Origin of the sequence: Thermotoga sp. RQ7 (assembly GCF_000832145.1) — a bacterium.
Taxonomy (GTDB): domain Bacteria; phylum Thermotogota; class Thermotogae; order Thermotogales; family Thermotogaceae; genus Thermotoga; species Thermotoga neapolitana.
The window spans coordinates 737,615-764,123 of sequence record NZ_CP007633.1; the positions used below are offsets into that span (position 1 = coordinate 737,615).

24 protein-coding genes are annotated in these 26,509 nt (G+C 48.3%); 8 read left to right on the top strand and 16 right to left on the bottom strand.

Annotated features, from left to right (window positions below):
• Position 1 precedes the first annotated feature (1 nt).
• Together TRQ7_RS03740 and fliI are read left to right on the top strand one after the other, a co-directional pair.
• Positions 2-709, top strand: coding sequence for a FliH/SctL family protein (locus tag TRQ7_RS03740; RefSeq protein ID WP_038066658.1), 708 nt, complete (start codon positions 2-4; stop codon positions 707-709).
• Positions 669-1,985, top strand: a complete 1,317-nt coding sequence (fliI, locus tag TRQ7_RS03745; RefSeq protein WP_038066659.1) for a flagellar protein export ATPase FliI — start codon at positions 669-671, stop codon at positions 1,983-1,985. The genes TRQ7_RS03740 and fliI overlap by 41 nt, the downstream gene beginning before the upstream one ends.
• Here the strand turns inward: fliI and glyS are convergent.
• The 8 genes from glyS to TRQ7_RS03785 are packed head-to-tail and all read right to left on the bottom strand — an operon-like array spanning position 1,968 to position 9,637.
• The gene (glyS, locus tag TRQ7_RS03750) at positions 1,968-3,980 is read right to left on the bottom strand and encodes a glycine--tRNA ligase subunit beta (protein ID WP_015918963.1); all 2,013 of its coding nucleotides are present in this window, start codon (positions 3,978-3,980) and stop codon (positions 1,968-1,970) included. The two genes, fliI and glyS, sit on opposite strands and share 18 nt — an antisense overlap.
• Positions 3,961-4,821 carry a glycine--tRNA ligase subunit alpha gene (locus TRQ7_RS03755; protein ID WP_015918964.1) on the bottom strand — a complete coding sequence of 287 codons (861 nt, stop codon included), beginning with the start codon at positions 4,819-4,821 and terminating at the stop codon, positions 3,961-3,963. The genes glyS and TRQ7_RS03755 overlap by 20 nt, the downstream gene beginning before the upstream one ends.
• Before the next feature lie 3 nt (positions 4,822-4,824).
• The gene (locus tag TRQ7_RS03760; RefSeq protein WP_038066661.1) at positions 4,825-5,211 is read right to left on the bottom strand and encodes a RidA family protein; all 387 of its coding nucleotides are present in this window, start codon (positions 5,209-5,211) and stop codon (positions 4,825-4,827) included.
• Positions 5,177-6,637, bottom strand: coding sequence for an aminomethyl-transferring glycine dehydrogenase subunit GcvPB (gene gcvPB / locus TRQ7_RS03765; RefSeq protein ID WP_015918966.1), 1,461 nt, complete (start codon positions 6,635-6,637; stop codon positions 5,177-5,179). The genes TRQ7_RS03760 and gcvPB overlap by 35 nt, the downstream gene beginning before the upstream one ends.
• Positions 6,634-7,947, bottom strand: a complete 1,314-nt coding sequence (gcvPA, locus tag TRQ7_RS03770) for an aminomethyl-transferring glycine dehydrogenase subunit GcvPA (RefSeq protein ID WP_038066868.1) — start codon at positions 7,945-7,947, stop codon at positions 6,634-6,636. Before gcvPA ends, gcvPB begins: the two co-directional genes overlap by 4 nt.
• A gap of 22 nt (positions 7,948-7,969) precedes the next feature.
• On the bottom strand, positions 7,970-8,344 hold the full coding sequence (gene gcvH / locus TRQ7_RS03775) for a glycine cleavage system protein GcvH (protein WP_015918968.1): 375 nt from the start codon (positions 8,342-8,344) through the stop codon (positions 7,970-7,972).
• On the bottom strand, positions 8,341-9,432 hold the full coding sequence (gene gcvT / locus TRQ7_RS03780) for a glycine cleavage system aminomethyltransferase GcvT (protein WP_015918969.1): 1,092 nt from the start codon (positions 9,430-9,432) through the stop codon (positions 8,341-8,343). Before gcvT ends, gcvH begins: the two co-directional genes overlap by 4 nt.
• Positions 9,410-9,637 carry a DUF2007 domain-containing protein gene (locus tag TRQ7_RS03785; RefSeq protein WP_038066664.1) on the bottom strand — a complete coding sequence of 76 codons (228 nt, stop codon included), beginning with the start codon at positions 9,635-9,637 and terminating at the stop codon, positions 9,410-9,412. Before TRQ7_RS03785 ends, gcvT begins: the two co-directional genes overlap by 23 nt.
• Positions 9,638-9,796: 159 nt before the next feature.
• Between TRQ7_RS03785 and pfkA the strand changes: the two genes are divergently transcribed.
• From pfkA to recG, 5 genes are all read left to right on the top strand, one after another.
• Positions 9,797-10,756: a 6-phosphofructokinase gene (pfkA, locus tag TRQ7_RS03790; RefSeq protein WP_015918971.1), complete on the top strand. Its 960-nt coding sequence runs from the start codon at positions 9,797-9,799 to the stop codon at positions 10,754-10,756.
• A 15-nt stretch (positions 10,757-10,771) separates the two neighbouring features.
• Complete coding sequence (pyk, locus tag TRQ7_RS03795; RefSeq protein WP_038066666.1) at positions 10,772-12,175, top strand: pyruvate kinase; 1,404 nt, start codon at positions 10,772-10,774, stop codon at positions 12,173-12,175.
• Between the two features lie 12 nt (positions 12,176-12,187).
• A complete protein-coding gene (locus TRQ7_RS03800) occupies positions 12,188-12,814 on the top strand; it encodes an MBL fold metallo-hydrolase (protein WP_015918973.1) in 627 nt (208 codons plus the stop codon).
• Complete coding sequence (hpt, locus tag TRQ7_RS03805; RefSeq protein WP_038066669.1) at positions 12,814-13,326, top strand: hypoxanthine phosphoribosyltransferase; 513 nt, start codon at positions 12,814-12,816, stop codon at positions 13,324-13,326. Before TRQ7_RS03800 ends, hpt begins: the two co-directional genes overlap by 1 nt.
• A gap of 142 nt (positions 13,327-13,468) precedes the next feature.
• Positions 13,469-15,721, top strand: coding sequence for an ATP-dependent DNA helicase RecG (gene recG, locus TRQ7_RS03810; protein WP_236681736.1), 2,253 nt, complete (start codon positions 13,469-13,471; stop codon positions 15,719-15,721).
• Here recG and TRQ7_RS03815 read toward each other — a convergent pair.
• From TRQ7_RS03815 to TRQ7_RS03845, 7 genes are all read right to left on the bottom strand, one after another.
• Complete coding sequence (locus TRQ7_RS03815; RefSeq protein WP_041844057.1) at positions 15,705-16,406, bottom strand: ABC transporter ATP-binding protein; 702 nt, start codon at positions 16,404-16,406, stop codon at positions 15,705-15,707. The genes recG and TRQ7_RS03815 overlap by 17 nt on opposite strands.
• Positions 16,382-17,113, bottom strand: coding sequence for an ABC transporter permease (locus TRQ7_RS03820; RefSeq protein WP_041844058.1), 732 nt, complete (start codon positions 17,111-17,113; stop codon positions 16,382-16,384). The genes TRQ7_RS03815 and TRQ7_RS03820 overlap by 25 nt, the downstream gene beginning before the upstream one ends.
• Positions 17,110-18,012, bottom strand: a complete 903-nt coding sequence (locus TRQ7_RS03825; RefSeq protein WP_041844059.1) for an ABC transporter substrate-binding protein — start codon at positions 18,010-18,012, stop codon at positions 17,110-17,112. Before TRQ7_RS03825 ends, TRQ7_RS03820 begins: the two co-directional genes overlap by 4 nt.
• A 45-nt stretch (positions 18,013-18,057) precedes the next feature.
• On the bottom strand, positions 18,058-19,806 hold the full coding sequence (locus tag TRQ7_RS03830; protein ID WP_038066678.1) for an NADH-dependent [FeFe] hydrogenase, group A6: 1,749 nt from the start codon (positions 19,804-19,806) through the stop codon (positions 18,058-18,060).
• A 96-nt stretch (positions 19,807-19,902) separates the two neighbouring features.
• On the bottom strand, positions 19,903-20,961 hold the full coding sequence (disA, locus tag TRQ7_RS03835; protein WP_015918981.1) for a DNA integrity scanning diadenylate cyclase DisA: 1,059 nt from the start codon (positions 20,959-20,961) through the stop codon (positions 19,903-19,905).
• Positions 20,939-22,261: a DNA repair protein RadA gene (radA, locus tag TRQ7_RS03840; RefSeq protein ID WP_015918982.1), complete on the bottom strand. Its 1,323-nt coding sequence runs from the start codon at positions 22,259-22,261 to the stop codon at positions 20,939-20,941. Before radA ends, disA begins: the two co-directional genes overlap by 23 nt.
• Positions 22,258-24,720: an ATP-dependent Clp protease ATP-binding subunit gene (locus TRQ7_RS03845; RefSeq protein ID WP_041844060.1), complete on the bottom strand. Its 2,463-nt coding sequence runs from the start codon at positions 24,718-24,720 to the stop codon at positions 22,258-22,260. The genes radA and TRQ7_RS03845 overlap by 4 nt, the downstream gene beginning before the upstream one ends.
• 219 nt (positions 24,721-24,939) lie before the next feature.
• On the opposite strand from TRQ7_RS03845, the gene ttuA reads away from it, so the two are divergent.
• Positions 24,940-25,854: a tRNA-5-methyluridine(54) 2-sulfurtransferase gene (gene ttuA, locus TRQ7_RS03850; protein WP_041844061.1), complete on the top strand. Its 915-nt coding sequence runs from the start codon at positions 24,940-24,942 to the stop codon at positions 25,852-25,854.
• A 9-nt stretch (positions 25,855-25,863) separates the two neighbouring features.
• Here ttuA and TRQ7_RS03855 read toward each other — a convergent pair whose 3' ends face one another.
• Positions 25,864-26,355 (bottom strand): adenosine-specific kinase, encoded by a 492-nt coding sequence (locus tag TRQ7_RS03855; RefSeq protein WP_041844549.1) that lies wholly within the window; start codon positions 26,353-26,355, stop codon positions 25,864-25,866.
• Between the last annotated feature and the right edge of the window lie 154 nt (positions 26,356-26,509).

Below are 26,509 nucleotides of genomic sequence, written 5' to 3' on the forward strand. Positions count from 1 at the left end.
TATGCTTCTCAGAAAAGATGAGATATTCTACATAGACCTTCCAAAAAAGATCAAAACAGAGGAAAAAGAGTCCAAAGAGTCCAGAGAGGTCAAAGAAGATCCAAGGAAACAGTTCAACAGGATCAAAGAGCAGATCATCTCCCAGGCCCGGGAAGAGGCCCGAAAGATAGTAGAAGAGGCAGAAAAAAGGGCAGAAGAAATATTGAAGAGCGCTTCAGAAGAAGCGGAGAGGTTGAAACTCGAAGTGGAAAGGCTTCTAGAAGAAAAGAGAAAAGAAAAACAGAAGTTCTCCGAGTACATTCTCTCGCTGAAAAAACAGATTCAAATGCAGATCCATCAAAAACTGGAGGAGATCCTTCCCGACATCGTTGAGGTTCTCAGGGTGCTGTTCAGAAAGATTCTCGAGAAAGAAATGGACGAGTCCGTGGTGGTGAGAAAACTCAGGTCCGCTCTTTCTAAGGTAGCCGGTATCGAGAATGTGAAGATAAAAATACACCCGGAGGATCTGGATAAAGTCGATTTGAAAGAGCTGAAGGGCAAACAGGTGATACCGGATCCCAACGTCGAAAAGGGCGGAGTGATACTCGAAACGGAGTACGGTGTTCTGGACAAGACTTTCTCCTACCAGTGGAAACTGGTCGAGGACATATTCGAAGAGGTGGTGGGTTTTGAAAGACCTTCTCAGAGAATTGAAGAAAAGGCTGACTGAAGAGGACTTCAATCGCTTCAACGGAAGAGTGACACGCGTTGTCGGTCTCACCGTCGAATCACACGGACCCGATGCGTTTCTGGGAGAGATGTGCAAGATCTCCCTGCAGAACGGAAAGAACGCCCTGGCAGAGGTTGTTGGTTTCAAAGAAGGAAATGTCGTTCTGATGCCCTATGAAGACGTTTCCGGACTGAAGATGGGCTGCGAGGTGATAAGAACAAACAGAGTCCTGGAAATCGGTGTGGGCAGAAACATGATAGGCCGAATCTTCGACGGACTGGGCCGACCACTCGATGGAAGATCTTTCGTCCCGGAAGCGCGATACCCCCTGACAAACTCACCACCTCATCCCCTCAAAAGAAAAAGAATAAAAGATCCTCTTTCAGTCGGTGTCAGAGCGATCGATGGCTTCATCACCATAGGGAAAGGGCAGAGAATCGGGATATTCGCAGGTAGTGGAGTTGGAAAGAGCACGCTCCTTGGTATGATCGCACGGAACACAACGGCAGACGTGTGTGTGCTTGCACTGATTGGAGAGAGGGGAAGAGAGGTCAGGGAATTCATAGAAAGAGACCTCGGTGAGGAGGGTTTGAAGCGCTCCATACTCGTGGTTTCCACTTCCGATCAACCGGCCCTCGCCAGGGTGAAATCCCTTCTCACGGCCACCAGCATAGCGGAGTACTACAGGGATCTTGGCTACGACGTACTCTTGATGGTGGATTCACTCACCCGATGGGCCATGGCACAGAGAGAGGTCGGCCTTGCCATAGGAGAGCCCCCGACCACCAGGGGCTATCCTCCCAGTGTGTTTGCTGGACTTCCAAAGATACTCGAAAGAGCGGGAAACTCAGACAGAGGGAGTATAACAGCCGTCTACACGGTCCTCGTTGAGGCAGACGACTTCAACGAACCCATATCCGATACGGTTCGATCCATCGTGGACGGCCACATCGTTCTTTCAAGGAGACTCGCAGAATCGAATCACTATCCGGCAATCGACGTGCTGGCGAGTGTGAGCAGGTTGATGAACGACGTGGTTTCGGAAGAACACAAAGAGGCGGCGAACCGCCTCAGATCTTTGCTTGCCTCTTACGAGTCGGCAAAAGACCTGATAGAGATAGGAGCCTATAAAAAAGGAACCAACCCTCTTGTCGACAAAGCGATTGAAATGCAAGAGGATATCAACGCGTTCTTGAGACAGGGGATCTTCGAGAAATCTTCTTTCGAAGAAACCGTCCAGAGGCTTTTTGAACTTTCTTCACGTTCTCTTGACTAGATGTGACATGTCTCCTATCATCATGAAAAGGTCGTCGATGTTCTTCAGGAATCCCAGTCTGTTCATCCTCAGATCATCCCGGTTTACCATCACGAAGACGTTGTCGAAGTACTCATCGATGTAAGGTTTCAACTCTATCAGGTACTGGAGTGCCTCCTCGTAGTTCAGCCTTTCCAGAGCCTTTAGAACCTTCTCCTTCACCTCGAAAAACTTGTTCATCAGTCTCTTTTCCTCTTCTTTCTCAAAAAGTGCACCATCGAATTCCCTGGAATCGTGTTTCTTCGTTATGTTGTGTACACGCTCGAATCCAACGAACAGATCCTGAAACTCCGGTCTCTCTGATATATTCTGAAGGGCCTCCGCCGCGAGCGTGCCTCTCAGGGGCTTTTTCCACAGATGATTCACTGCCCTTGCGACATCGTAGGATACCCCGATCTCGTTGATGAGGAACTGGTAGAACCTGCTTGAAAAGAATTCTTCCAGGTCATTGGAAAGGTGGAAACCAACCAGGGACGCTGCAAAGTTCAGAAGTTCTTCGAGTGAGACATCCCATTCGTTCTTCCTCACTATCCTGAAAACAGTGTCCGCCTTACCCTTCAATCCGTACGGATCCTTCGAACTTGTGGGGATGTTCCCTATCGCAAAATTGCCCACGATGGTGTCCAGCCTATCCGCCATCCCCAACACTGACCCTATCACGGTTTCTGGGTTCTCAGAGTAATGATCTTCGATGGCAAACGCAAGTTCTTCATCCATTCCCTCCTTCAAAGCATAGATTCTTCCCATGACTCCCTGAAGTTCTGGGAATTCGTACACCACTTTTGAAGCGATGTCTGCTTTGCACAGCGATGCTACCTTCAGCACCTTTTCAGTGAAATCTTCGGGAAATTTCAGCTCCCCACATATCTTTCTGGAGATCTTCACAATCCTCTCCACTTTATCGTACAGTGTGCCGAGTCTTTCCTGAAACACGATGCCCTTCAGCCTTTCATTCATCTCTCCAAGAGACATTTCCAGATCCTTGTGGAAGTAATAACGGGCGTCCTCCAGACGGGCGTTTATCACACGTTCATACCCTTTGACAACGTTCTCAGAAGACTGAGGACCATCCTGAAAGGCCACGAAGAAATTTGTCAATCCGTCTTTATGAGCAACAAAGGCCCTCTGATGATGCTTCACAGCCGTGACGATGATTTCCTCTGGAAGCTCGAGATATTTCTGGTCAAACTGTCCCACGAGAATCCTCGGATACTCTGTCATCGCAACGATTTCAGCGATAAGAGCTTCATCACGTTCGACCTTCATTCCATAGGTTCTTTCAAAATCTTCCAGCTGCTTTAGAACACTTTTCTTTCTTTCCTCGTGAGAAGCCATCACGTATCCCGACTTGAGAACTTCGTAGTACTCCTCCGGAGTGTTTATCTTCAGAGCACCAGAATGGTACCTTTTCCCATAGGAAACATGTGAAGCCCTGAGACCGAAGAGAGTGAGGTTTAAAACCCTGTCGTCAAGCATGGCAACGATCCAGTGAACAGGTCTTACATACTCGTACTCTCCTGTTCCCCATCTCATGGGCTTTTTAAAACTCATTCCCATCACGAGATCTTCAAAGACTTCAGGAAGTACCTCTTCAACAGCCTTTCCCTCTATTTTCCTCGATATGTAGACATAACCATCTTTTTCTATGATATCCTCAAAGGTGGCGTTGTTTTTTCTCAAAAATCCTTCCAGCGCCCTGGTGGGAGCACCCTTTGAGTCATAAGCCACATTCAGCGGAGGTCCTTTCTTCTCTTCCACAAAACCTTCCTGCTTTTCTGGGAGACCACGAAGGAGCACACCAAACCGTCTGCTGCCGACGAACACCTCTATCGAATCGCACTGGATCCTGTTCGCTTTCAACAACTCCCTTGTTCTCGTTTCGAGCTGTTCCAGGATGTTATAAAATTCACTCGCTGGAAGTTCTTCGAGTCCAACCTCAAGCAGGGCTGTTCTCATGTTCTTGCACCTCCAGGAAAACTCTTGCAACCTTTCGCGCCATCGCCTGAATCCTCTTCACGTACGTTTGTCTCTGGGATACACTTATCGCCCCTCGAGCGTCCAGAAGGTTGAAGGTGTGGGAACACTTCAAAACGTAGTCGTAAGCGGGAAGATATAGCTTTTTTTCTATGAGCCTGTAGAACTCACTCTCAAATTCATCGAAGTGTCTGAACAGAAGTTCCACGTTCGCCTCTTCGAAATTGAAGAAGGAAAACTCCCTTTCGTTTTCAAGGAAGACATCTCCATATTTTACGTGCTCGTTCCACTTCACTTCAAAAACGTTGTCGACTCCCTGAAGATACATGGCGATTCTCTCAAGTCCATAGGTGATCTCAAGGGGTATCTCCCTGAGCGAGATTCCACCTATCTGCTGGAAGTAGGTGAACTGCGTGATCTCCATACCATCCAGCCACACTTCCCAGCCAACACCCCAGGCACCAAGCGTAGGAGATTCCCAGTTGTCCTCCACGAACCTGATATCGTGCTCTCTGAGGTTCACTCCCAGGTATTCCAGTGATTCAAGATAGAGTTCCTGGGAGTTCTCGGGGGAAGGCTTTATGATCACCTGGTACTGGAAGTATCTCTGCAATCTGTTCGGGTTTTCCCCATACCTTCCATCGGTCGGTCTTCTGCTGGGCTGAACGTAGGCAACCTTCCATGGACCTTTCCTCAAACTACCGAAGAAGGTTGCAGGATGAAAGGTCCCCGCCCCCACCTCCAGATCGTACGGTTGCTCAAGAAGACACCCTCTGGAAGCCCAGAACTCGTTCAGTTTCATTATCACATCCTGAAGATACATCCCTCACTCCCCTTCCTTCACGGCTATGGCCTCTATTTCTATTTCCACGTTCTTTGGAAGCTGAGCAACCGCCACAAAGGATCTGGCGGGTTTGTGTGAAGAGAAGTAACGCGAGTACACCTCGTTGACCTTCGAGAAGAACTCGATACTGGTGGTGAATATCGTCACCTTCACCACGTCTTCCAGGGAAAATCCTCCGGCCTCAAGGATCGCCTTCAGGTTTTCCAGGACCCTCTCTGTTTTCTTTTCGATCGTACCCTCCACGATCTCGCCCGTTTCGGGATCCACGGGGATCTGTCCGGAGACGAACATCATGTTACCGACAACTATCGCCTGAGAATAGGGACCTATGGCCTTAGGTGCCCTGCTGGTTTCGATCACCCGCTTCATACTTTCCCCTCCATCTGAAAACAGGTTTTCTCGAGGCGAGCACTTCGTTCACCCTTCGAACGGGAGTCCTGTGAGGTGCGTTTTTCAGAACATCCGGATTTTCGAACGCTTCTTTGATCACTTTTTCGAGAATCTCTGCGTACCTATCCAGTGTTTCCTTGCTTTCCGTTTCGGTTGGCTCTATCATGAGGGCTTCTGGTACTATCAGCGGAAAGTACACCGTTGGTGGGTGGACTCCATAGTCCAGAATCCGCTTTGCGATGTCCAAGGTTCTGACTCCTGTTTTTTTGAACACCTCTTCGGCACTGGCTACAAATTCGTGCATGCAAAAGCCATCATAGGGTACCTTCAAGAATCTGGAGATCTTTTTCTTCAAATAGTTTGCGTTCAAAACGGCCATCTCACTGACTTTTTCAAGGCCATCTCTTCCCATCATCAGGATGTAGCTGTAAGCCTTGACGAGAACAGGAAAGTTTCCGAAGAAACTCCTCACACGCCCTATGGTCTTCTTCGGGACGGTGAGTCTGTAAAGATTTCCTTCTTTCTCTACATTTGGAAACGGAAGAAAGTCGACAAGATGGCGTTTCACGCCGACGGGTCCTGAGCCGGGTCCACCCATGCCATGTGGTGTGGAAAACGTCTTGTGAAGGTTCAGATGAACGATATCGAACCCCATGTCACCCGGTTTCACCTTACCCATGATGGCGTTGAGGTTTGCTCCATCGTAGTAAAGAAGTGCCCCACAGTTGTGAGTCAACTCTGCTATCTTCAAAATATCCCTTTCGAAGAGACCGAGCGTGTTGGGATTTGTGAGCATGACGGCTGCTACCTCATCGTCCAGATGCTTTCTCAAATCCTCCACGTCCACCATACCGTTCTTACTCTTTATCTCCACCACCTCAAAACCCACCATTGAGGCAGATGCGGGATTTGTCCCGTGTGCAGAGTCCGGAACCAGTACCTTTTTTCTTTTCGTGTCTTTTCTGTCATCGAAGAACTTTTTCACTATGAGCATTCCCGTGAGTTCACCGTGGGCTCCCGCAGCAGGCTGGAGCGTCATGTCGTCCATTCCGGTGATCTCACAGAGCATTGCTTTCAACTCGTACATCAGTTGCAAACAGCCCTGAAGCGTTTCTTCTGGCTGGAGCGGGTGAACGTTTCTGAAACCCGGTAAATTCGCTGTTCTTTCGTTCAACTTGGGATTGTACTTCATGGTGCACGAACCAAGCGGATATATTCCCACATCCACCGCGTAATTCTTGCGGGCAAGTTCTGTGTAGTGTCTCACAACGTCGGGTTCGCTCACTTCCGGTAACTTAAGAGGTGTTCGACGGGAAAATCGTTCCGAAAGAGGATACTCCGGAACATCCCTTTCCGGAATGGTGAAAGCCCTTCTTCCTCTTTTCGATTTATCGAAAATCGTCATTTCATCGCCTCCAGAAACCTTTCGATGTCATCCCTGGTGGTCATCTCCGTGGCGCACGCAAGGGCAACGTTGCCCAGCTCAGGATACATCCTTTCCAGAGGCAAAGGTCCAAGAATCTTCTTTCCCATCATCTTTTTCCATCTTTCGGGGTAATCTTCGGGAACTTCGAAAACGAACTCGTTGAAGAAATCACCCGAAAATTTCTTTCTGAACCCTCTTTCCTCCAGTTTCTCCTGAAGGTAGTGCGCCGCATCGTAGGAGCGTTTTGCCACTTCTTTCAAGCCTTCCGGTCCCATCACACTGAGATACACAGCCGCGATCAGAGCTGCGTGCGCATGGTTTGAACAGATGTTGGAGGTGGCCTTTGCACGTCTTATGTGTTGTTCTCTTGTTTGAAGAATCATCGTGTAAGAAGCGTTCCCTTCTGCATCAACGGTCTCTCCTATCAACCTTCCGGGCATCTGTCTGACGTATTTTTCCCTTGTGGCGAAGATTCCAAGAGAGTAACCCCCAAGCCACATCGGTATACCAAGAGATTGCCCTTCTCCCACGACAACATCTGCCCCGAAGTTCCCAGGAGGTTCCAGAATCGCCAACGAAACGGGTTCCACAACGACCACCATCATGGTATTCTGCGTTTTTTTCCTCACGTACTCAAGATCCTCTATCACCCCGAAGAAGTTTGGATACTGAACCACCACAGCCGCCGTTTCATCGTCGATGTCTTCGAGAACGACCCTTCCTGTGTCATCGTAACCCATTTCCTCTATCCTGAAACCGCGAGTTTTGAGATAAGTTCCGAGAACTTCTCTGTACTCTGGATGGACAGATCTTGCGACGAGAACTTTCTCTTTTCCCGTGAGGCGAAAACACATCAAAACAGCCTCGGCCAGAGCGGTCGCCCCATCGTACATGGAGGCGTTTGCTACTTCCATCCCTGTCAACTCGCAGACCATGGTCTGGTATTCGAAGAGTGACTGAAGTGTTCCCTGGGAAATCTCCGCCTGATAGGGTGTGTAGGCCGTCAGGAACTCTGGTTTCATGGCAAGATCGTAAACGACCGATGGAACGTATCTTCTGTAGATACCCGCTCCAAGAAGAACGGTGTATTCTTCAAGGTCTGCGTTCTTCCTGGAAATTCCCTTGAGATGAGCGAAAACGGTGAACTCGTCCTGAGATTTTGGAAGATTCAGAGAAGACCTCGTAGAAACTGGAACTTCAGAAAACAGATCGTCTACCGATGAAACCCCTATAAAGTCAAGCATCTCACGTATATCTTCTTCCGTATGAGGAATGTAGGGATGTTTCAACATTTGTGCACCCCCGGAAAACTCACTTCTGCTCACAGAACTCCCTGTACGCCTGTTCATCGAGAAGATCCGACAGCTCACTTTCATCGGCGATTTCCATCTTGAAGATCCATCCTTCTCCCTCAGCATCTTTGTTTATGAGTTCGGGCTCGGACTCAAGCCTTTCGTTTACCTCCGTGATCTTTCCACTGAGCGGTGCGTAAACGTCTGCAGCCGCTTTTACGGATTCTATACTTGCCACAACATCTCCCTTTTTCACTTCTTTTCCCACTTCCGGAAGATCCACATAAACCACGTCTCCCAGCTCTTCCTGTGCGTGGTTTGTGATTCCAACGGTTGCCATTTTCCCTTCAATCTCGACCCACTCGTGAGTTCTGGTGTACTTCTTCATCCTCACGCCTCCCTCCTCACACTTCCTCTGTAGAACGGTTTTTTCACAACATGGGCTTCCACGTTCTTTCCAGGAAACACAACTTCCAGCCGATCGCCGGTCTTCACGCACCTGGATACGAGAGCCAGGGCTATCGATTTTCCGAGGGTAGGTGAAAAGTTCCCACTTGTTATCTTTCCCACCTCTTTTCCTTCTTTCAAAACGGTGTAACCCTTTCTTGCGATTCTTCTTCCCGAAAGTTCCAGTGCTACGAGTTTCCTTTCGACTTTTTCTTTCAGTTTGAGCAGTGCCTCTTTCCCGACGAAGTCTTTGTTCATCTTCACTACCCATGAGAGTCCCACTTCGAACGGATTGGTGCTCTCATCCATATCCTGACCGTAGAGAAGGTAAGATGCTTCAAGACGACACACATCACGGGCTCCCAGACCGGCGGGTTTTCCATCCACGTTACCAGCGATCTCTACGAGAGTATCCCAAATCTTCGCAGCGCTTTCTGCGTTCATCATCAACTCGAAACCATCTTCTCCTGTGTAGCCTGTTCGGGATACAAGAACTCTCTCTCCATCCAACCTTCCCCATTGGAACGAATAGTAACCAATCCCTTCAAGATCGATATCCACAACTCTTTGAAGGGTCTCCTGAGACTTCGGTCCTTGGAAGGCCACAAGCGCCGTTTCATCGGAGACATTCCTCACTTCGACGTTGAAATTTTTCGCATGCACTTTTATCCATTCGTAATCTTTCTCGATGTTCGCCGCATTCACAACCATGATCGCTTTCTCGTGAGATATCCTATAAACCACAAGATCGTCAACGATCCCCCCCGTTTCGTTACACATCACAGTGTACATCGCCTTTCCTTCAGGGATGGCGGAGAAATCGTTCGTGACAAGAAAATTCACAAAGTCCACAGTTTCCTGACCTTCCACGACGATCTCACCCATGTGTGAAACGTCGAACACCCCTACTGACTTTCTGACGGCCATCACTTCCTCGAATATGGACGAGTAATAAAGAGGCATGATCCAGCCTGCAAAATCGACCATTTTTGCCCCCAGAGCAACGTGCCTTTCATAGAGAGGGGTCCTCTTCATCCTGTATTCCCTCCAGAATCTTTTTCGCCTTCTCCAGAAGATCTTTCGGCACTTTTACCTGGACAAGAGCGGATGAACCGAAGATGGCCCGGGGAGTGACGTCATCGCATGTTTCGATCACATACGGTATGTCGTTTTCTTTCAAAAGATCTTCCACCATCCGGATTTCCAGTTCACTTCCCTCGATTAAAACACTCCATTCCAAAGATTGAAACCTCCTTACACTACGATTCACGATGTGTTAACACCCCACAGAAGTGGTAAATTGACATAGGGATCCCAAACAGATTTTATCACCTTCTACCACATATGCTAAACTCTCAATTGAGGTTAATAAATAAACTTTCGAGGGAGGACGATAGTCTTGAAGAAAATAGCAGTGCTCACAAGTGGAGGAGACGCCCCTGGTATGAACGCTGCGGTGCGAGCGGTTGTGAGGTACGGAATCAAAAACGGCCTGGAAGTTATTGGCGTGAGAAGAGGTTACTCTGGTCTCATCGATGGAGATTTTGTGAAGCTCGAGTACAAAGATGTAGCGGGTATCACAGAGAAAGGTGGTACGATCCTGAGAACCTCAAGATGTGAAGAGTTCAAGACGGAAGAAGGCAGAGAAGCAGCGGCAAAGCAATTGAAAAAACACGGAATAGAAGGCCTCGTCGTCATCGGTGGTGAGGGAAGTCTCACAGGAGCACATCTTCTTCACGAAGAACACAACATTCCCGTTGTGGGGATTCCTGCGACCATAGACAACGACATCGGACTCACCGACATGTGTATCGGGGTTGACACGTGTTTGAACACGGTCATGGACGCCATTCAAAAGCTGAAGGATACGGCGAGTTCCCACGAAAGGGCGTTCATCGTTGAAGTCATGGGAAGGCACTCAGGTTACATAGCACTCATGGCGGGATTGGTGACGGGAGCGGAAGCCATCATAATTCCGGAAATCCCCGTGGATTACTCTCAACTCGCGGACAGGATCCTCCAGGAGAGAAGAAGAGGGAAGATAAACAGCATCATCGTTGTTGCAGAGGGTGCAGCGAGCGCGTACACCGTTGCAAGACACCTCGAATACAGGATAGGCTACGAGACGAGGATCACGATACTGGGCCACGTTCAAAGGGGTGGTTCTCCAACGGCGTTCGACAGAAGACTCGCCCTGAGCATGGGAGTAGAAGCCGTTGAAGCCCTTCTGGACGGTGAAGCGGATGTGATGATCGCTCTTCAGGGAAACAAATTCGTCAGGGTTCCCATCATGGAGGCGCTCTCAACCAAGAAGACCATCGACAAGAAACTCTACGAAATAGCACACTTACTCTCATGAAACGAGGTGAAAAAAGTGGTAAGGAGCACCAAGATCGTCTGCACAGTCGGTCCAAGAACGGACAGCTATGAAATGATAGAAAAAATGATCGATCTTGGGGTCAACGTTTTCAGAATCAACACCTCCCATGGAGACTGGAACGAGCAGGAACAGAAGATCTTGAAGATAAAAGACCTGAGGGAGAAGAAGAAAAAGCCTGTGGCGATCATGATCGATCTTGCAGGACCAAAGATCAGAACAGGTTATTTCGAAAAAGAGTTCGTGGAACTGAAGGAAGGTCAGATCTTCACGTTGACCACAAAGGAGATCCTGGGAAACGAGAAAATCGTCTCTGTCAACCTGAGCACTCTTCCAAAGGATGTGAAAAAAGGAGACACCATCCTTCTGAGCGACGGAGAGATCGTTCTTGAAGTACTCGAAACAACGGACACGGATGTGAAAACGGTCGTGAAGGTTGGAGGAAAGATCACACACAGAAGGGGTGTGAACGTTCCAACGGCGGACCTTTCAGTTGAATCCATCACAGACAGAGACAGAGAATTCATCAGACTCGGCACACTCCACGATGTGGAATTCTTTGCACTCTCCTTTGTGAGAAAACCAGAAGACGTTCTCAAAGCAAAGGAAGAGATCAGAAAGCATGGGAAAGATGTCCCCATAATATCGAAGATAGAAACGAGGAAGGCCCTGGAACGCCTGGAAGACATAATAAAGGTGAGCGATGCCGTCATGGTAGCCCGTGGAGACCTGGGTGTAGAGATCCCCATAGAAGAGGTGCCCATCGTCCAGAAAGAGATCGTGAAGATTTCCAAGTACTATTCCAAGCCCGTTGTGGTGGCAACACAGATCCTTGAATCGATGATAGAACACCCGTATCCAACCCGTGCAGAGGTCACTGATATAGCGAACGCCATCTTCGACGGTGCGGATGCCCTGCTTCTGACGGCCGAAACCGCCGTTGGAAAGTATCCCCTGGAAGCGATAAAGGTCCTGAGTAAGGTGGCAGAAGAAGTGGAGAAGAAATCGGAGTTCTTCAGAACGCTGGAATACGATACAAACGACATCTCCGAAGCCATATCTCACGCGTGCTGGCAGCTTTCCAGTTCTTTGAAGGCAAAGCTGATCATCACACCCACCATCTCCGGCAGCACGGCCATCAGAATCTCAAAGTACAACGTGTCACAACCCATCGTGGCTCTGACCCCTGAAGAGAAAACCTATTACAGACTCTCCATCGTCAGAAAGGTGATACCCGTTCTCGCTGAAAGATGCTCACAGGAACTAGAATTCATCGAAAAAGGCCTGAAAAAGGTTGAGGAGATGGGGTTGGTCGAGAAGGGAGACCTTGTGGTCCTAACTTCCGGAGTGCCCGGGAAGGTGGGAACGACGAACACCATAAGGGTGTTGAAGGTGGAGTGAGGGGGGATCGGCATGAAGATCACCTGGTTCGGTCACGCGTGTTTTTCCCTGGAGATCGAAGGGATAACCATCGTCACCGATCCGTTCGATGAAAGTGTGGGCTATCCCATTCCAAACGTGACAGCCAGCGTTGTCACAGAAAGCCATCAGCATTTCGATCACAACGCCCACCACCTCGTTAAAGGGAACTTTCGGTTGATCAACTCTCCTGGAAGTTACACCGTGGACGGTGTGAAGATAAAGGGTGTAGAGACCTTCCACGATTCTTCACACGGAAGAGAGAGAGGAAAGAACATCGCCTTCGTTTTCGAAGGTGAAGGGTTGAGAGTCTGTCATCTGGGCGATCTGGGACACGTGCTCACACCGTCTCAGGTGGAGGAGATTGGAAAGGTCGATGTGCTACTGGTTCCGGTTGGAGGAACGTACACCATAGGTCCGCGTGAAGCAAAGGAAGTTTCAGAGTTGCTGGAGGCAAAACTCATCATTCCTATGCATTACAAGACAAAATACCTGAAGTTCAACCTTTTGCCCGTCGATGAATTTCTGAAACTGTTTGAAAAATACGAGCGCGTCGGGAACATACTGGAGCTCTTCGAAAAACCCACCGAGCGAAAAATTGTCGTCATGGAGGTGCAGTGATGATAAAGGTGCTGATAGACGAAGAGACGCTGAAGAAGAGAGTGAAGGAACTCGCTCAGGAAATAGAGGAATACTACAAAGACAAAACGGACACCATCCACGCCGTGTGCATTCTGAAGGGTTCCATACACTTTTTCAGTGATCTCGTGCTGAACATGAGAAATCTGAACGTCAAATACTCCTTCATCCATGTATCGAGTTACCAGGGAACCTCTTCAACGGGGAGAATCAGGGTGAAATCCTGGATCGATGAATCCATACACGACGAGTACGTGCTCCTGGTGGAAGACATCGTCGACACGGGCCTTACACTCCAGCACATAGTCAGATACCTGAAAAAGTACAATCCCAGGGACTTCAAGATAGTGACTCTCATAGAAAAAACGGTTCATGACCACGGTGTTCCTCTGGACTTTGTTGGTTTCAGAGTGGGTGATAAATTCCTCGTTGGATACGGTCTGGACGTGGATGAAAAATTCAGAAACCTTCCGTACATCGGTTATGTGGAATAAGGGATTTATCCTCATCTTCGCTTTGGTTGTTCTTTCGATAGTTTCTTTCATAATACTTCAAATACTCTACATCCTCTCCTTTCTGGTGGGGTGAATCCTTCTGCCTGTACTTCTGGAGGAATTTCTCGACGAGATCGAACGTATGTTGAAAGATCAAATCGACGAAAAGAAAATCCTCCAGCTCCACAGGGAGCTGGATGATCCTTTACTGGAAAACGAAGATTTAAAAAACAAACTTCGTGCATTTGTAGATTACGTGAGAGAGATTCCCCACCTTCCAGAACCAAGGAAGAGATACAGAGTCGGGAAAACTTTTGAGATGATAGAAAAGCTCAGAAAGTGGTATCTCATAGAGTATCTGAACTGTTCTTCAGCAGAAAAAATAGACCTTTCAACGGACGTTCAGTACGCCAGGGGAGTTGGTCCTGGAAGAAAAAAGAAGCTCAAAAAGCTTGGGATAGAGACATTAAAGGACCTTCTCGAATTCTTTCCCAGAGACTACGAAGACAGAAGAAAGGTCCTGAAACTGAACGAGCTGATACCGGGAAGAAAGGTGACAACGCAGGGAAAAATTTCGAGTGTGGAGAAGAAAAAATTTCAGAACATGAACATACTGGTGGCCGTTCTGTCCGATGGGTTGATGCACGTGCTGCTCAAGTGGTTCAACCAGGACTTTCTCCTCACCCAGCTGAAACAGCTCGTCGGCAAGGAAGTTTTCGTGACAGGGACCGTGAAGTTGAATCCTTACACCGGTCAATACGAAATTCACAACGCCGAAGTCCTTCCAAAGGAAAGGGAGATCATAAGGCGGATATTTCCCATCTACCGCCTGACTTCCGGTATTTCCCAGAAACAGATGAGAAGAATCTTTGAGGAGAACATACCCTCTCTTTGCTGTTCTCTGGAAGAGACCCTCCCGGAAAGGATCATAAAGAAAAGAAATCTTCTCAGCATAAAAGACGCTTACTACGGTATGCACTTTCCGAAGACACTTCATCACCTTGAAAAGGCAAGAGAAAGACTGGCTTACGAAGAACTGTTCACATTGCAGCTTGCCTTTCAGAAAGTGAGGAGGGAAAGAGAAAAACACGGAGGAATCCCAAAGAAAATAGAAGGAAGACTGGCAGAAGAGTTCATAAAGTCTCTGCCCTTTCAACTCACAGGCGCCCAGAAAAGGGCTCACGAAGAAATACGAAAGGACATGATCTCAGAAAAGCCCATGAACCGTCTTCTTCAGGGAGATGTTGGCTCTGGAAAAACGGTGGTGGCCCAACTTGCCATTCTGGACAACTACGAAGCGGGATTTCAGGCTGCTTTCATGGTTCCAACCTCGATACTTGCGATACAGCATTACAGAAGAACCATGGAAAGTTTCTCCAGATTCGATATTCGGGTGGCACTTCTCATCGGGGCAACTTCTCCATCTGAAAAAGAAAAGATAAAATCTGGCCTCAAAAACGGTCAGATAGATCTTGTGATAGGGACACACGCCCTGATACAGGAAGACGTTCATTTTAAGAATCTCGGTCTTGTCATAATCGATGAACAACACCGTTTTGGGGTGAGACAGAGAGAAGCCCTCATGAACAAGGGACGAATGGTGGATACGCTGGTGATGAGTGCCACACCGATTCCTCGAAGTATGGCCCTTGCCTTTTACGGAGATCTGGACGTCACCGTGATAGACGAGATGCCACCAGGACGCAAAGAGGTACAGACCATCCTTGTTTCAATGGACAGAGTAAACGAGGTGTACGAGTTTGTGAGGCAGGAGGTGATGAAAGGAGGCCAGGCTTTCATCGTTTACCCGCTGATCGAAGAATCTGACAAACTGAGTGCAAAATCCGCTGTTGAGATGTTCGAGTATCTCTCCAGGGAGGTGTTTCCGGAATTTCGTGTGGGTCTCATGCACGGCAAACTCTCTCAGGAAGAGAAAGACAGGGTGATGATGGAATTTGCAGAGGGAAGATACGACATCCTCGTATCCACAACCGTTATAGAGGTCGGTATAGACGTTCCGAGGGCAAACGTTATGGTGATAGAAAATCCCGAAAGGTTCGGTCTTGCCCAGCTTCACCAGCTTCGTGGAAGGGTCGGAAGGGGAGGCCAGGAGGCCTACTGCTTCCTTGTGGTGGGTGACGTGGGAGAAGAAGCCATGGAAAGGCTCAGATTCTTCACACTAAACACAGATGGATTCAAGATAGCAGAGTACGATCTGAAGACAAGGGGACCAGGAGAGTTCTTCGGACTCAAACAGCACGGCATGAGTGGTTTCAAGGTGGCAAATCTCTACAAAGATCTAAAGCTTCTTGAGTGGGCAAGAGAGGATGTCCGGGAGATCGATGTCGACAAAATCGATCTTCCAGAGGAAATAAAGCTCATAGAGGTAGGTTGAGAAGCCTTTCGATCACTCTCTTTTCCATCTCGAACAGTCTTTCATCGGCAAGACTCAACGCCCGTTCGTTCAGCGTCACTTCATCGACGAGCTTGGAAGGCCTTCCAGAAAGAAAGAAGATTCTGTCTGCTATGAAAACGGCCTCTTTCACGTCGTGAGTCACAAAGATAATGGAAAAATTTCTCCCTTCCCACTGTTCCATCAGAAGATCCATCACCCGTATTTTCGTCTTCAAGTCCAGGGCGTCAAAAGGTTCATCGAGAAGGAGAAGATCCGGCTCCACAAGGAAAGCTCTCACGAAGTTCACCCTCTGCTTCATCCCCTCGCTGAGCTGCCAGGGATAGTGTCCTTCAACACCCTCCAAACCCACTTTTTCCAGGAAAAACCTTATCCTTTCTGGATCGTCCCTGATCAGTCTCAGGTTTTCCATGACCGTTTTCCATGGAATCAACCTGGGATCCTGAAACACGTATCCTATCCTTTCTGTGAAAATCTCCACCCTTCCATGGAAACTCTCAAGACCAGCGATTATCCTCAAAAACGTGGTCTTCCCACAGCCAGACGGTCCAAGGAGGGCCACTTTTTCCCCTTTCTTTACTTCAAGGTTCCAGTCTTCTATCACCGTCACACCATCGAAGTCTTTCTTCAGATTCTCAACCCTCAGGAGAGTCTCCACCTTCTCCACACCCTCCCCGTGAGCACTTTCACAAGTCTCTCGAAAGATATTCCAAGAGCCACTGTGAAGATGGTGAGAGCGTACACACGAGGCACATCCACGTACTGCCTTGCCCAGGAGATCAAAACACCGAGTCCCCTGTCACCACAGAGATACTCTGCCATGACGATCGCCTTCCAGACGTTCCCGGAGGAAACCTCAAGAATGGAAAGGACGAACGGCCAGAGCGAGCCAAGGTACACCTCTTTCAAAACCTTTGTCCGGGGTACTCTGTAAACCCTCATCACTTCTACAAGTTTTCTGTCGACACTTCTGACACCCGATACGGTTGTGAAGATGGCAACCGGAAGGAGGGAAAGGATGGATATGACAACGGGTCCCTGCCACCCTATACCCCACAAAAAGATCACAACCGCAAGCCAGGAGATGACCGGTACTGCCTGTATCACCGTAATCACAGGACGCAAAAATTCGTACACCCTATCGCTAGTTCCCATGAGAAATCCCACTGGAAGTCCCACTGCGATAACAACCACTGTGGAAAGTGCTCCTTTCCACAGTGTACTCAGAAAAGCCTCGAGTGTTTCTCTGTTCATAGTTTCAACGAGAACTTTAAAAGTCTCCAGGGGACCGGGCAGAATCAGAGAAGAAGGAAAGAGAAGATGAAGAAGATACCACACAAAGAGAACGAAAACGATTCCAGATAGTGTTTTCATTTCCTGTAGAATCCTTCGTCCGGCACCTTCTGAAGACCTTCCGGATAGAGTTCGTTCAGTTTTTGAAGAAAGAGCGAGACCTCGTCTTTGCATTCTTTCGACGGTACATACTGAAACTCTATCCTCTCGAGTGAGGCCCTGAGGATTTCATACGGAATGCCGAGCTTTTCAGAAGAGAGTTGAACGGTCTCTTCGAGATTCTTCTTCATCCATTCTATCGAAGCCGAAAGAACCTCTTCAACTTTCCTGACCGTTTCTTCATCCACTCCCTCTCTCACAAAAAGCCCCGCAATCGGAATTCTTCCGGGAACTCCCGCCTCTTTTCCCCACTCCTCCTGAAAATCAAGCACCACCCTTCCTCTATCAAGACACATGGAAACGAAAGGCTCAGGTAGGGCCGCATACTTCACTTTCCCAGCCTTGAAAAGGGCCACTATCTCCTGAGGGGGAGCGTAGAGAATCTTCACGTCTTCATCGGGTTTTAAACCCGACTTCGACAGGAAGTACCTCATCAGCACGTCAACGGTCTGCCCTCTTCCATGGGGGGTATAGACCTCCTTTCCCCGAAGACTCTCCCAACCATCGAAACCAGCATCACTTGCAGCAACAAGGTAGAACACCTTCCACTCGTGCACACCCACAAGTTGAATCCTGACACCTTTTGCGTAGAGATTCGCTCCGACGGTTACAGGAAGCACAGCAAAGTCGACCTTTCCAGAAACGATCTTTGCCACAGCCTCTTCCGGATTCTTCCAGATTTCGATGTTCACATCATCCGACACCTTTCCACTCATTATCGGCACAACCGGTATCAGTGCAGGACCGAAGGGGTTGAGAACGGTGAGTCCAAAAAGGAAAGAAGCCGACAGAAGGACCAGAACAAGGGTTATCCTCTTCATGTGGATCACCCCCAAAAGAGAAAGGGAGGGAACAACCCTCCCGCATCACTTTATCGCAAGCTTTTTCTTCCTCGACCTGTCTTCGTAGTAAGTGTGCAAGAGTTCGTGTGCCCTGTGGCTGAGGGGATGTTCGAGGTATTCCTCGTAGAGCTTCTTGATGGCCGGATTTTCGTGAGATTTCCTAATGGTCATTCTTTCATCGATAGTGTAGATCGCCTCAGCTCTCTTTCTGAGCACCTCAGGATCTCTGCTGTAGGGCTGTCCTCCTCCACCGATACAGCCACCGGGACACGCCATGACCTCGACGAAGTGGTACTTCACTTCCCTCCGGAGAATCTTTTCAACGAGGTTCCTCACGTTGGCCGTGCCATGGACTACCGCTACCCTGATCTTCTGACCATCGAGTTCCACTTCTGCTTCTTTGACGCCCTTCAATCCTCGCACGTCCTCAAATACAAGCTTTGGAAGTGTCTTCCCAGTCTTGAGCTCGTACGCCGTTCTCAGGGCAGCCTCCATCACACCACCGGTAACACCAAACAGGGCAGCAGCACCCGTTGAGATGCCAAGGGGTGCGTCGTACTCCTCTTCGGGCAGGTTCGCAAACGGAATTTTCTTGATCCTGATCAGTTTTCCGAGTTCTCTTGTGGTGAGAACAACGTCCACCGCAGGTACACCGTTCACCATGAGCTGTTTTCTCATCGCCTCATCTTTCTTCGCCGTACACGGCATGATGGATACGTGGAAGATGTCCTCTGGCTTCACCCCGAGTTTTTCTGCAAAGTACGTCTTCACCAGAGCAGAGAGCATTCCCTGAGGAGATTTTGCACTGGAGAGCCTGGTTCTGAGCTCAGGATAGACCTTCTCCACAAGGTTCACCCATCCAGGGCAGCAGGAAGTGAACATGGGAAGGTCTTCGAGATCACCCTTTTCCAGCCTTTCGAGGAACTCGCTTCCTTCCTCCATTATGGTGAGGTCGGCTCCAAAGTTCGTGTCGAAAACGTAATCAAAGCCGAGTCTTCTGAGAGCAGCAACAAGTTGACCAGTGGAGACCGTTCCGGGAGCATAGCCGAACTCCTCACCGATTGCAACCCTCACGGAAGGTGCCGTTTGAACAACCAGGATCTTTTCTTTCTTTTCGAGTTCTTCAAGGACGACCTTCACCGCGGAGTTTTCAACGATGGCACCTGTTGGGCAGAACACAGCACACTGTCCACAACCGATACAGTCTGTCTCGTAAACGGGCATGTCGAAGGGTGTTCCGGGATAGGTCCTGTAACCTCTTTCCACCATAGAGTAGATGTGCATTCCCTGGACCTCAGAACATACTCTGACACACCTCTGGCACTTGATACACTTGGAGATTTCTCTCACGATAGCGGGACTACTTTTGTCGATCAGGCCCTCTTTCGTACCGTAGCCAAAAATGGGTTCCACATCGTACTTGTAGATCAAATCCTGAAACTCACATCTTCCGTTCGCCTCACAGCTCATACAGTCGTTGGGATGCTCGGAGAGGAGCAAAGCGAGATTGAACTTTCTTGCGGTCTTCACTCTGTCAGAGGAGGTCTTTATGACCATGCCATCTCTCACTTTCGTCACACACGCCGGCTGAAGATTCCTGGCTCCCTCCACCTCGACGATACACACTCTGCAGGCACCGATCGACTCACCAAGTCTTGGATGGTGACACAGCGCAGGGATTTCCACTCCTGCCCTTTCACAGGCTTCCAGAACGGTGAGATTGTCCGGCACATTCAAAGTCCTTCCATTTATGACAACCGTCACTTCAGCCAAAGCAAAGCACCTCCCCATAGAATTGGTTTCACGATTTTGTGATAAAATTCTCAAATTGTTTTTAAAAAAACTACTTCATAGAATATATTACCACAATCATTCGGAAGTTCTTCTGTGTTTTAATGAACTGATACTTTCCGATATGGCTTTTGCCCTTTTTTCACCGATTCCTTCCACTTTTTTGAGATCTTCCACGGAGGCTTTACTGATCTGGTCCAAAGTCTTGAACATCTTGACAACGTTGTAGCCAATACTGATGGGTATTCTCGCTGCGGTCTTGAGCAGCCTGTATCCTCTTGCGGAAACGAGTATATCGTCCAGTTGAGAGACCTGCTGAACATCGTACCCAAGCACTCTGGATATTGAGATAGGAGAAGGTTCTCTTCTTGTTACAAAGTCCTGTAAAATAGCCTGTGCCGTTTCTTCATCCACCTCGTCAGAAGAGTAGTCCATTATGAGAAGAACCATCAGGTCATCCACATCCTCTGTCAGTTCTCTGAGTTGCATCCTTGCGAGTCTTCCTTCTTCTCCGAGTTCTACAATGTAAGGACGTGTTTCTTCGGTTATCCTCAAAAGTTCTACACCCTTCATCAGCGTTCTCACCACGTCTGCGAGTGTAACTCTGTTCTCCAGTTCAAGTACTTCAAGATCAGAAAGCAATTTGTCAAAGTTGTCTTTGTACTTTTCAAGAGTGCTGATCGCCTGTGTCACCTTCGAGATCAAAAAGTCCACCTGATTCACAACGTACTTGTAATTCTTGTAGTAGAGAGAGATGATGTTCCTCCTTCTGGAAACCGCTATGACAACCTTTCCTGTCTGTTTTGCCAGCCTTTCGGCGGTTCTGTGCCTCGTTCCAGTCTCTCCTGTTGGTATGGTTGGATCGGGAACAAGGTGAACGTTTGCATAGTAGATTCGTGTGAGGTCCTCAGAGAGCACGATGGCACCATCCATCTTCGAAAGTTCATAAACCTTCTCCGCAGAAAAATCCGTATCTAGCCAGAATCCCCCCTGAATGATGTCATCGTATTTTTTTGGATCATCGACAAGGAAAATGAGGGCTCCGAAATTGGCACTTATGATATCATCAAGCGCTTTTCTCAACTCTGTCCCGGGTGAGATGAGCTTGATCTTTTCAATCAGTTCCTGCGGGACCAAAAGACTCACCCCCGATCAGAGAAACTGCCTCCTTCAGGTCATGAACGATGAAGACCCCCTCTTTCGATCCTTCGAAAGGAGGTGCGATGATTCTGCCAAAACCCTTCAACGAGTTCAATCTTCTATTAATATTGTAAACCTTTTTCACCCTTCCGTCCAAACCTATCTCTCCGATGGCCACCGTATCTCGAAGGGACACTTCCAGATACGAAGAGACGATAGCAAGGGCGATGGCAAGATCTGCGGCGGGATCGGTTATCCTGAGCCCTCCCACCACGTTCACATAAACATCGTGTGTTTCCACTGGAAGTTTCAGAAGTTTGCTGAGCACCGCTATCAAAAGCATAACCCTGTTCACGTCCACTCCCTTGCACACTCTCTTCGGTGAAAAGGTTTTGTTCTTGGAAACGAGCGCCTGTATCTGAACGACAAAGGGTTTTGTCCCTTCGAAGACACAGGTGAGAACGTTCCCTGGAAGGTCGGTATCACCCTCTGTGAAAGAGGGATTTTCAACCTGAACGAATCCTTTTTCATCGAGTTCAAAAACGGCAACCTCGTCTGATGGTCCAAATCTGTTCTTCGTGATCTTCAACAGTCTCAGACCCGTGCGTCTGTCGCCTTCGAAGTAGGCAACAGTGTCCACCATGTGTTCTACGAGTTTCGGACCGGCTATTTCCCCTTCCTTCGTCACGTGTCCTATCAGAAGGACCGGAACGTTCTTTTTCTTCGCAAAGTTGATCATCTTCATTGTCACGTTCTTCACCTGGGAGATACTGCCAGGACTGCTTCCCAGTTCCGAAGAGAAAACCGTCTGGAGTGAATCAACGATCACGAATTTGACCTTTTCCCTTTGAAGTACCGGTATCAACTCTTCCAGATCGTTTTCTACCGCAAGCAAAATGTTCTTCTTTCCCCTGATGGCCAGTCTGTCTGCCCTCATTTTCAACTGCTGTGGAGATTCTTCACCGGAGATGTAAACAACCAGCCCGCTTTGTGCGAATGTCTCTGCGAGTTGGAGGGCAAGGGTGCTTTTTCCTATGCCCGGTTCTCCAGAAAGAAGAATCACCTGCCCCGGTATGAATCCTCCCTTGAACACCCTGTCCATTTCTGAAAATCCAGTGGCAATTCTCTGCAAGGAAACCTCGCCAGCTACCTCCAGATTCAAAAACAGGGAGGGTTTCCCCTCCCTGCCTTTTTTTTCTAGGATCTCTTCAGCCGTATCGTACTCACCACACTGGGGACACTTTCCAAACCATTTCGGAGATACGTAACCACAGCTGGAGCACACGAACTTCTTCACTGGACCACCTTCTCTTTCTTTTCCTTCTTCTTCGTGAATCTCAGACCATCTTTGTGAGCCCTGCAGACGATCGTGTCTCCTTCTTCGAACTTGCTCTTCAGTATCTCCTCGGAGAGAGGATCTTCAACGTATCTCTGAATCGCCCTCTTCAAAGGTCTGGCACCGTACACTGGATCGAATCCTTTTTCAACCAGAAATTCCTTTGCACTCTTGGTCAAAACAAGTTTCATGTTCTTCTCTGCCAATCTCTTTCTGAGATCCCTCAGGAGTATATCGATGATCTGTTCTATGTGTTCCTTCCTGAGTGGATGGAAGATGATGGTCTCATCGATCCTGTTCAGGAACTCTGGTCTGAATGTCCTCTTCACCTCATCGAGCACGAGTTCCTTTATTTTATCGAATTCTTTCTCTTCGTCATCGTCACCGACGAATCCAAGGGTCCTCTTGGACTTGTTGATGTAGGAACTTCCGATGTTGCTTGTCATGATGATTATGGTGTTTCTGAAATCGACCTCGCGACCCTGGGAGTCGGTGAGCCTTCCATCATCCATGATCTGAAGAAGCAAGTTGAAAACATCTGGATGAGCCTTTTCTATTTCGTCGAACAGGATGACGGAGAACGGCCTTCTTCTCACTTTTTCTGTGAGCGTTCCTCCTTCTTCGTAACCCACGTACCCAGGAGGTGCTCCGATGAGCCTGGAGACAGAGAATCTCTCCATGTACTCGCTCATGTCGAATCTTATGAGCGCTCTTTCATCACCAAACAGATACTCTGCGAGAGCCTTTGCAAGTTCTGTTTTTCCAACTCCCGTCGGTCCAAGGAAGAGGAAGACACCAATCGGTCTTCTTGGATCTTTCAAGCCACTTCTTGCTCTCCTTATAGCCCTCGCAACAGCCTTTATTGCCTCGTCCTGGGCGACGATCCTCTGGTGGAGCGCTTCTTCGAGATTGAGGAGTTTCTCCACTTCCGTTTCTTCGATCTTCTTGAGAGGCACTCCTGTCCAGGAGGACACAACCTCTGCTATATCATCGACATCCACTTTCACAACGGCCGTTTCCGCCTTTCTTCTCCACTCGGCATATTTTCTTCTGTACTCTGTCTCAAGCTCCATTTCTTTCTCTTTCAACTTTGCTGCCTTTTCGTAATCCTGATTCAAAACGGCAAGTTCCTTGTCGGTTCTTATCTTTTCCAGTTCGTTTTTGATTGATTTCAACTCAGGAGGAATGATGAAGACCTTGAGCCTTGCCCGGGCTCCGGCTTCATCGATCACATCGATCGCCTTATCTGGGAGAAAATGATCCGTTATGTACCTTTTGGACAGGTAAACTGCTGCCTCCAGTGCTTTGTCCGTGTATATCACCCTGTGGTGTGATTCGTATTTCTTCTTCAGACCTTTCAAGATCTCGAGTGTTTCCTCTTCGGTTGGTTCCTTCACATATATCTTCTGAAACCTTCTTTCCAGGGCCGCATCTTTCTCTATGTACTTTCTGTACTCATCCGGCGTGGTTGCACCTATACAGCTTATCTCTCCTCGAGCAAGAGCGGGTTTCAGAATGTTCGCCGCGTCGATGGCACCCTCGGCTGAACCTGCTCCAACGATCGTGTGTATCTCGTCTATGAAGAGTATGATGTTTTTGTCTTTCGTCACTATCTGAAGCAACTTCTTCATTCTCTTTTCAAACTCTCCTCTGTACTTTGTGCCGGCAACCAGAGCGGCGACGTCCAGCGAGAAGATAACCTTGTTTCTCAAAATCTCCGGAACGTCACCCGCCACTATCCTCTGAGCGAGCCCTTCGACGATGGCAGTCTTACCAACCCCTGGATCTCCTATCAGAACTGGATTGTTCTTCTTCCTTCTCACAAGAACCTGCATGACCCTCTCTATTTCTTCGTCTCTTCCTATAACCGGGTCTAACTCTTTCTTTGCGGCAAGTTCTGTGAGATTGACACCGAATCCCTCGAGTTGTTTCACGGACCTGTAGGTGAAGTCTTCTTCCTCTTCGTATTCCAGGCTCCTGTTCGAAGAATAAGAGTACAGGTCTATGATCTCCCTTCTCAAAGCGTTGAGATCCACTCCCAGTTTTCTCAGTATGTGGATCGCTATCCCTTCACCTTCTCTGAGGATGCCAAGGAGAATGTGCTCGGGATTTATCTTGTCACTTCCAAGGATCTTTGCCTCTTCATAGGCGAGCTCAGTTACCCTCTTGGCTCTGGGGGTCATCTGGGGTGATGGGACAAAACCTCTCATCCCCATGCCAACCATGGAGATGATCTCCGATCTTACCTTCGAGTAAGATGCGCCCATCTCTTCAAGGACTTCTACAGCAGGACCTTTATCTACCTTCAGGATTGCGAGCAGAAGGTGTTCTGTTCCCACGTAAGAATGTCCGAGTTCTTTTGCCTCTTCCTGGGCGGTCACAAAGATCTGAGCCGTTTTTTCCGAGAACTTATCAAACATAGTCTCACCTCCGGGTCTTCCAATTTCATTATATCACCCTTATGGACATGGTACCTTTCAAAAATGTTCAAAATGTGTTTGAAAAGAAAGGAGAAAGTAAAAATTATTCTCACCAAATTCACACTCGATCTTCGCTGAAAAAACAGAAATTTGTACCCAGTGTGGTACAATTTAATCGAACCGAATTCAAACTCCTGCTTCTCAGAAAGGAGGGAAAAAATGAAGTGTACGAAGTGTAAAAGAGACGCCTCGGTGAAACTGAGACACTACAACATCAAGCTCTGCAAAGAACACTTCAACGAGTTCATAGAGGGAAGAGTAGAGAGGGCAATAAAAAAGTTTAAAATGTTCAGAAGAGACTCGAAGATACTGATAGCCGTCTCCGGTGGAAAAGACAGTGTTTCATTGTGGCACATGCTGAAAAAACTCGGATACGAAGTGGACGCCTTGTTCATACGGGCAGGACGAAGCAGAATGGTTCAGAAAGCCCAGGAGATCGTTGAAAAGAACGCAGAACTTCTTGGAACAAAGCTTCACATTGTTGACGCAACAGAGTACTTCGAAGGACTTTCCACTCAGGAAATCTCCATTATGTTGAGAAGACCTGTGTGCTCAATTTGTGGCGTCGTGAGAAGATACCTTATGAACAAATTCGCTTATGAAAACGGATACGACGTGGTGGTAACGGGTCACAACCTGAACGATGAAGCATCTGTTCTTCTGGGAAACATCCTGCACTGGCAGGAGGGATACCTAGAAAGGCAGTGGCCTCTTCTTCCAAAAACACACGAAAAACTCGTTCCAAAAGCCAAACCCCTCGTGCTCAATTACGAGGAGGACATAAAACTGTACGCAACGCTCAACGAGATACCTCACCTCGAAATGGCCTGTCCGTTCTCGGTCGGAGCGACGTCTCTTGTGTACAAAAAAGTTTTAAGAGAACTCGAAGAAGATCAGCCCGGCATCACATTGAACTTCTACCTCGGTTTCCTGAAAAGAAAGAAAGAACCGAAATACGAGGTGGAAAACCTGAGAGAATGTAAAGAGTGCGGGTATCCAACCACAGCCCAGATATGTTCTTTCTGCCGTTTGAGAAAACAGGTGGAAAAGAGAAAAAACAGAACCCCCGCGTGAGCGGGGGGATCATTTTTTGTACTTTGTTACCTCCCTGAGGAACGCGTGTCGTTTCTTTTTGTCTTCCTCTCCTTCCACACCCTTCGGTGAGTAACCATCAACGACCCCCAGAACCGCCCTTCCCTGAGAGGTTATGCCAACTATCACCTGAAGAGGATTGGCAGTTGCCGTGTAGATCCTGCACACTTCCTGAACGTTCTTGATCTGGTTCAGTATGTTGATGGGGTATCCTCCTCTTATGTAGATTACAAAGATATGACCGGCTCCTATCCTCTTTGCTGTTTCGATCGCCTGCTTCACCAATTCTTCATCGTTTCCCTCGTATCTAACAAGACAGGGTCCACTTGCTTCGTTGAAGGCTATACCGAACTCCAGATTGGGATTGGTCGTCACCATCACCTCGTAAAGATCCTCAACGGTCTTGATAAAATGAGAATGTCCCAAAATGATGTTCGCACCTTCGGGAATGGTAACATCCACAACTTCGATCTGCACACTCATGTTTCCACCTCCCAGAAATATTCTAACATCAGGGGGGGGAAGGGCATGATAGCGTTGCTTGACATGGGAAGTAACTCGTTCATCATTCTCATCGTCTCTGAGAAGGGAGATGTGATCCTTGAAGAGGTACACGAGGTGGGGATCGCATCCGGAA

Coding starts and splice junctions, on each gene's coding strand:
- TRQ7_RS03740 (WP_038066658.1), top strand. CDS start 2: ATGCTTCTCAGAAAAGATGAGATATTCTACATAGACCTTCCAAAAAAG.
- glyS (WP_015918963.1), bottom strand. CDS start 3,980: ATGAGAACAGCCCTGCTTGAGGTTGGACTCGAAGAACTTCCAGCGAGT.
- TRQ7_RS03755 (WP_015918964.1), bottom strand. CDS start 4,821: ATGTATCTTCAGGATGTGATAATGAAACTGAACGAGTTCTGGGCTTCC.
- TRQ7_RS03760 (WP_038066661.1), bottom strand. CDS start 5,211: ATGAAGCGGGTGATCGAAACCAGCAGGGCACCTAAGGCCATAGGTCCC.
- gcvPB (WP_015918966.1), bottom strand. CDS start 6,637: ATGACGATTTTCGATAAATCGAAAAGAGGAAGAAGGGCTTTCACCATT.
- gcvT (WP_015918969.1), bottom strand. CDS start 9,432: ATGAAGAGGACCCCTCTCTATGAAAGGCACGTTGCTCTGGGGGCAAAA.
- TRQ7_RS03800 (WP_015918973.1), top strand. CDS start 12,188: ATGAAGATCACCTGGTTCGGTCACGCGTGTTTTTCCCTGGAGATCGAA.
- hpt (WP_038066669.1), top strand. CDS start 12,814: ATGATAAAGGTGCTGATAGACGAAGAGACGCTGAAGAAGAGAGTGAAG.
- recG (WP_236681736.1), top strand. CDS start 13,469: ATGTTGAAAGATCAAATCGACGAAAAGAAAATCCTCCAGCTCCACAGG.
- TRQ7_RS03820 (WP_041844058.1), bottom strand. CDS start 17,113: ATGAAAACACTATCTGGAATCGTTTTCGTTCTCTTTGTGTGGTATCTT.
- TRQ7_RS03825 (WP_041844059.1), bottom strand. CDS start 18,012: ATGAAGAGGATAACCCTTGTTCTGGTCCTTCTGTCGGCTTCTTTCCTT.
- TRQ7_RS03845 (WP_041844060.1), bottom strand. CDS start 24,720: ATGTTTGATAAGTTCTCGGAAAAAACGGCTCAGATCTTTGTGACCGCC.
- ttuA (WP_041844061.1), top strand. CDS start 24,940: ATGAAGTGTACGAAGTGTAAAAGAGACGCCTCGGTGAAACTGAGACAC.
- TRQ7_RS03855 (WP_041844549.1), bottom strand. CDS start 26,355: ATGAGTGTGCAGATCGAAGTTGTGGATGTTACCATTCCCGAAGGTGCG.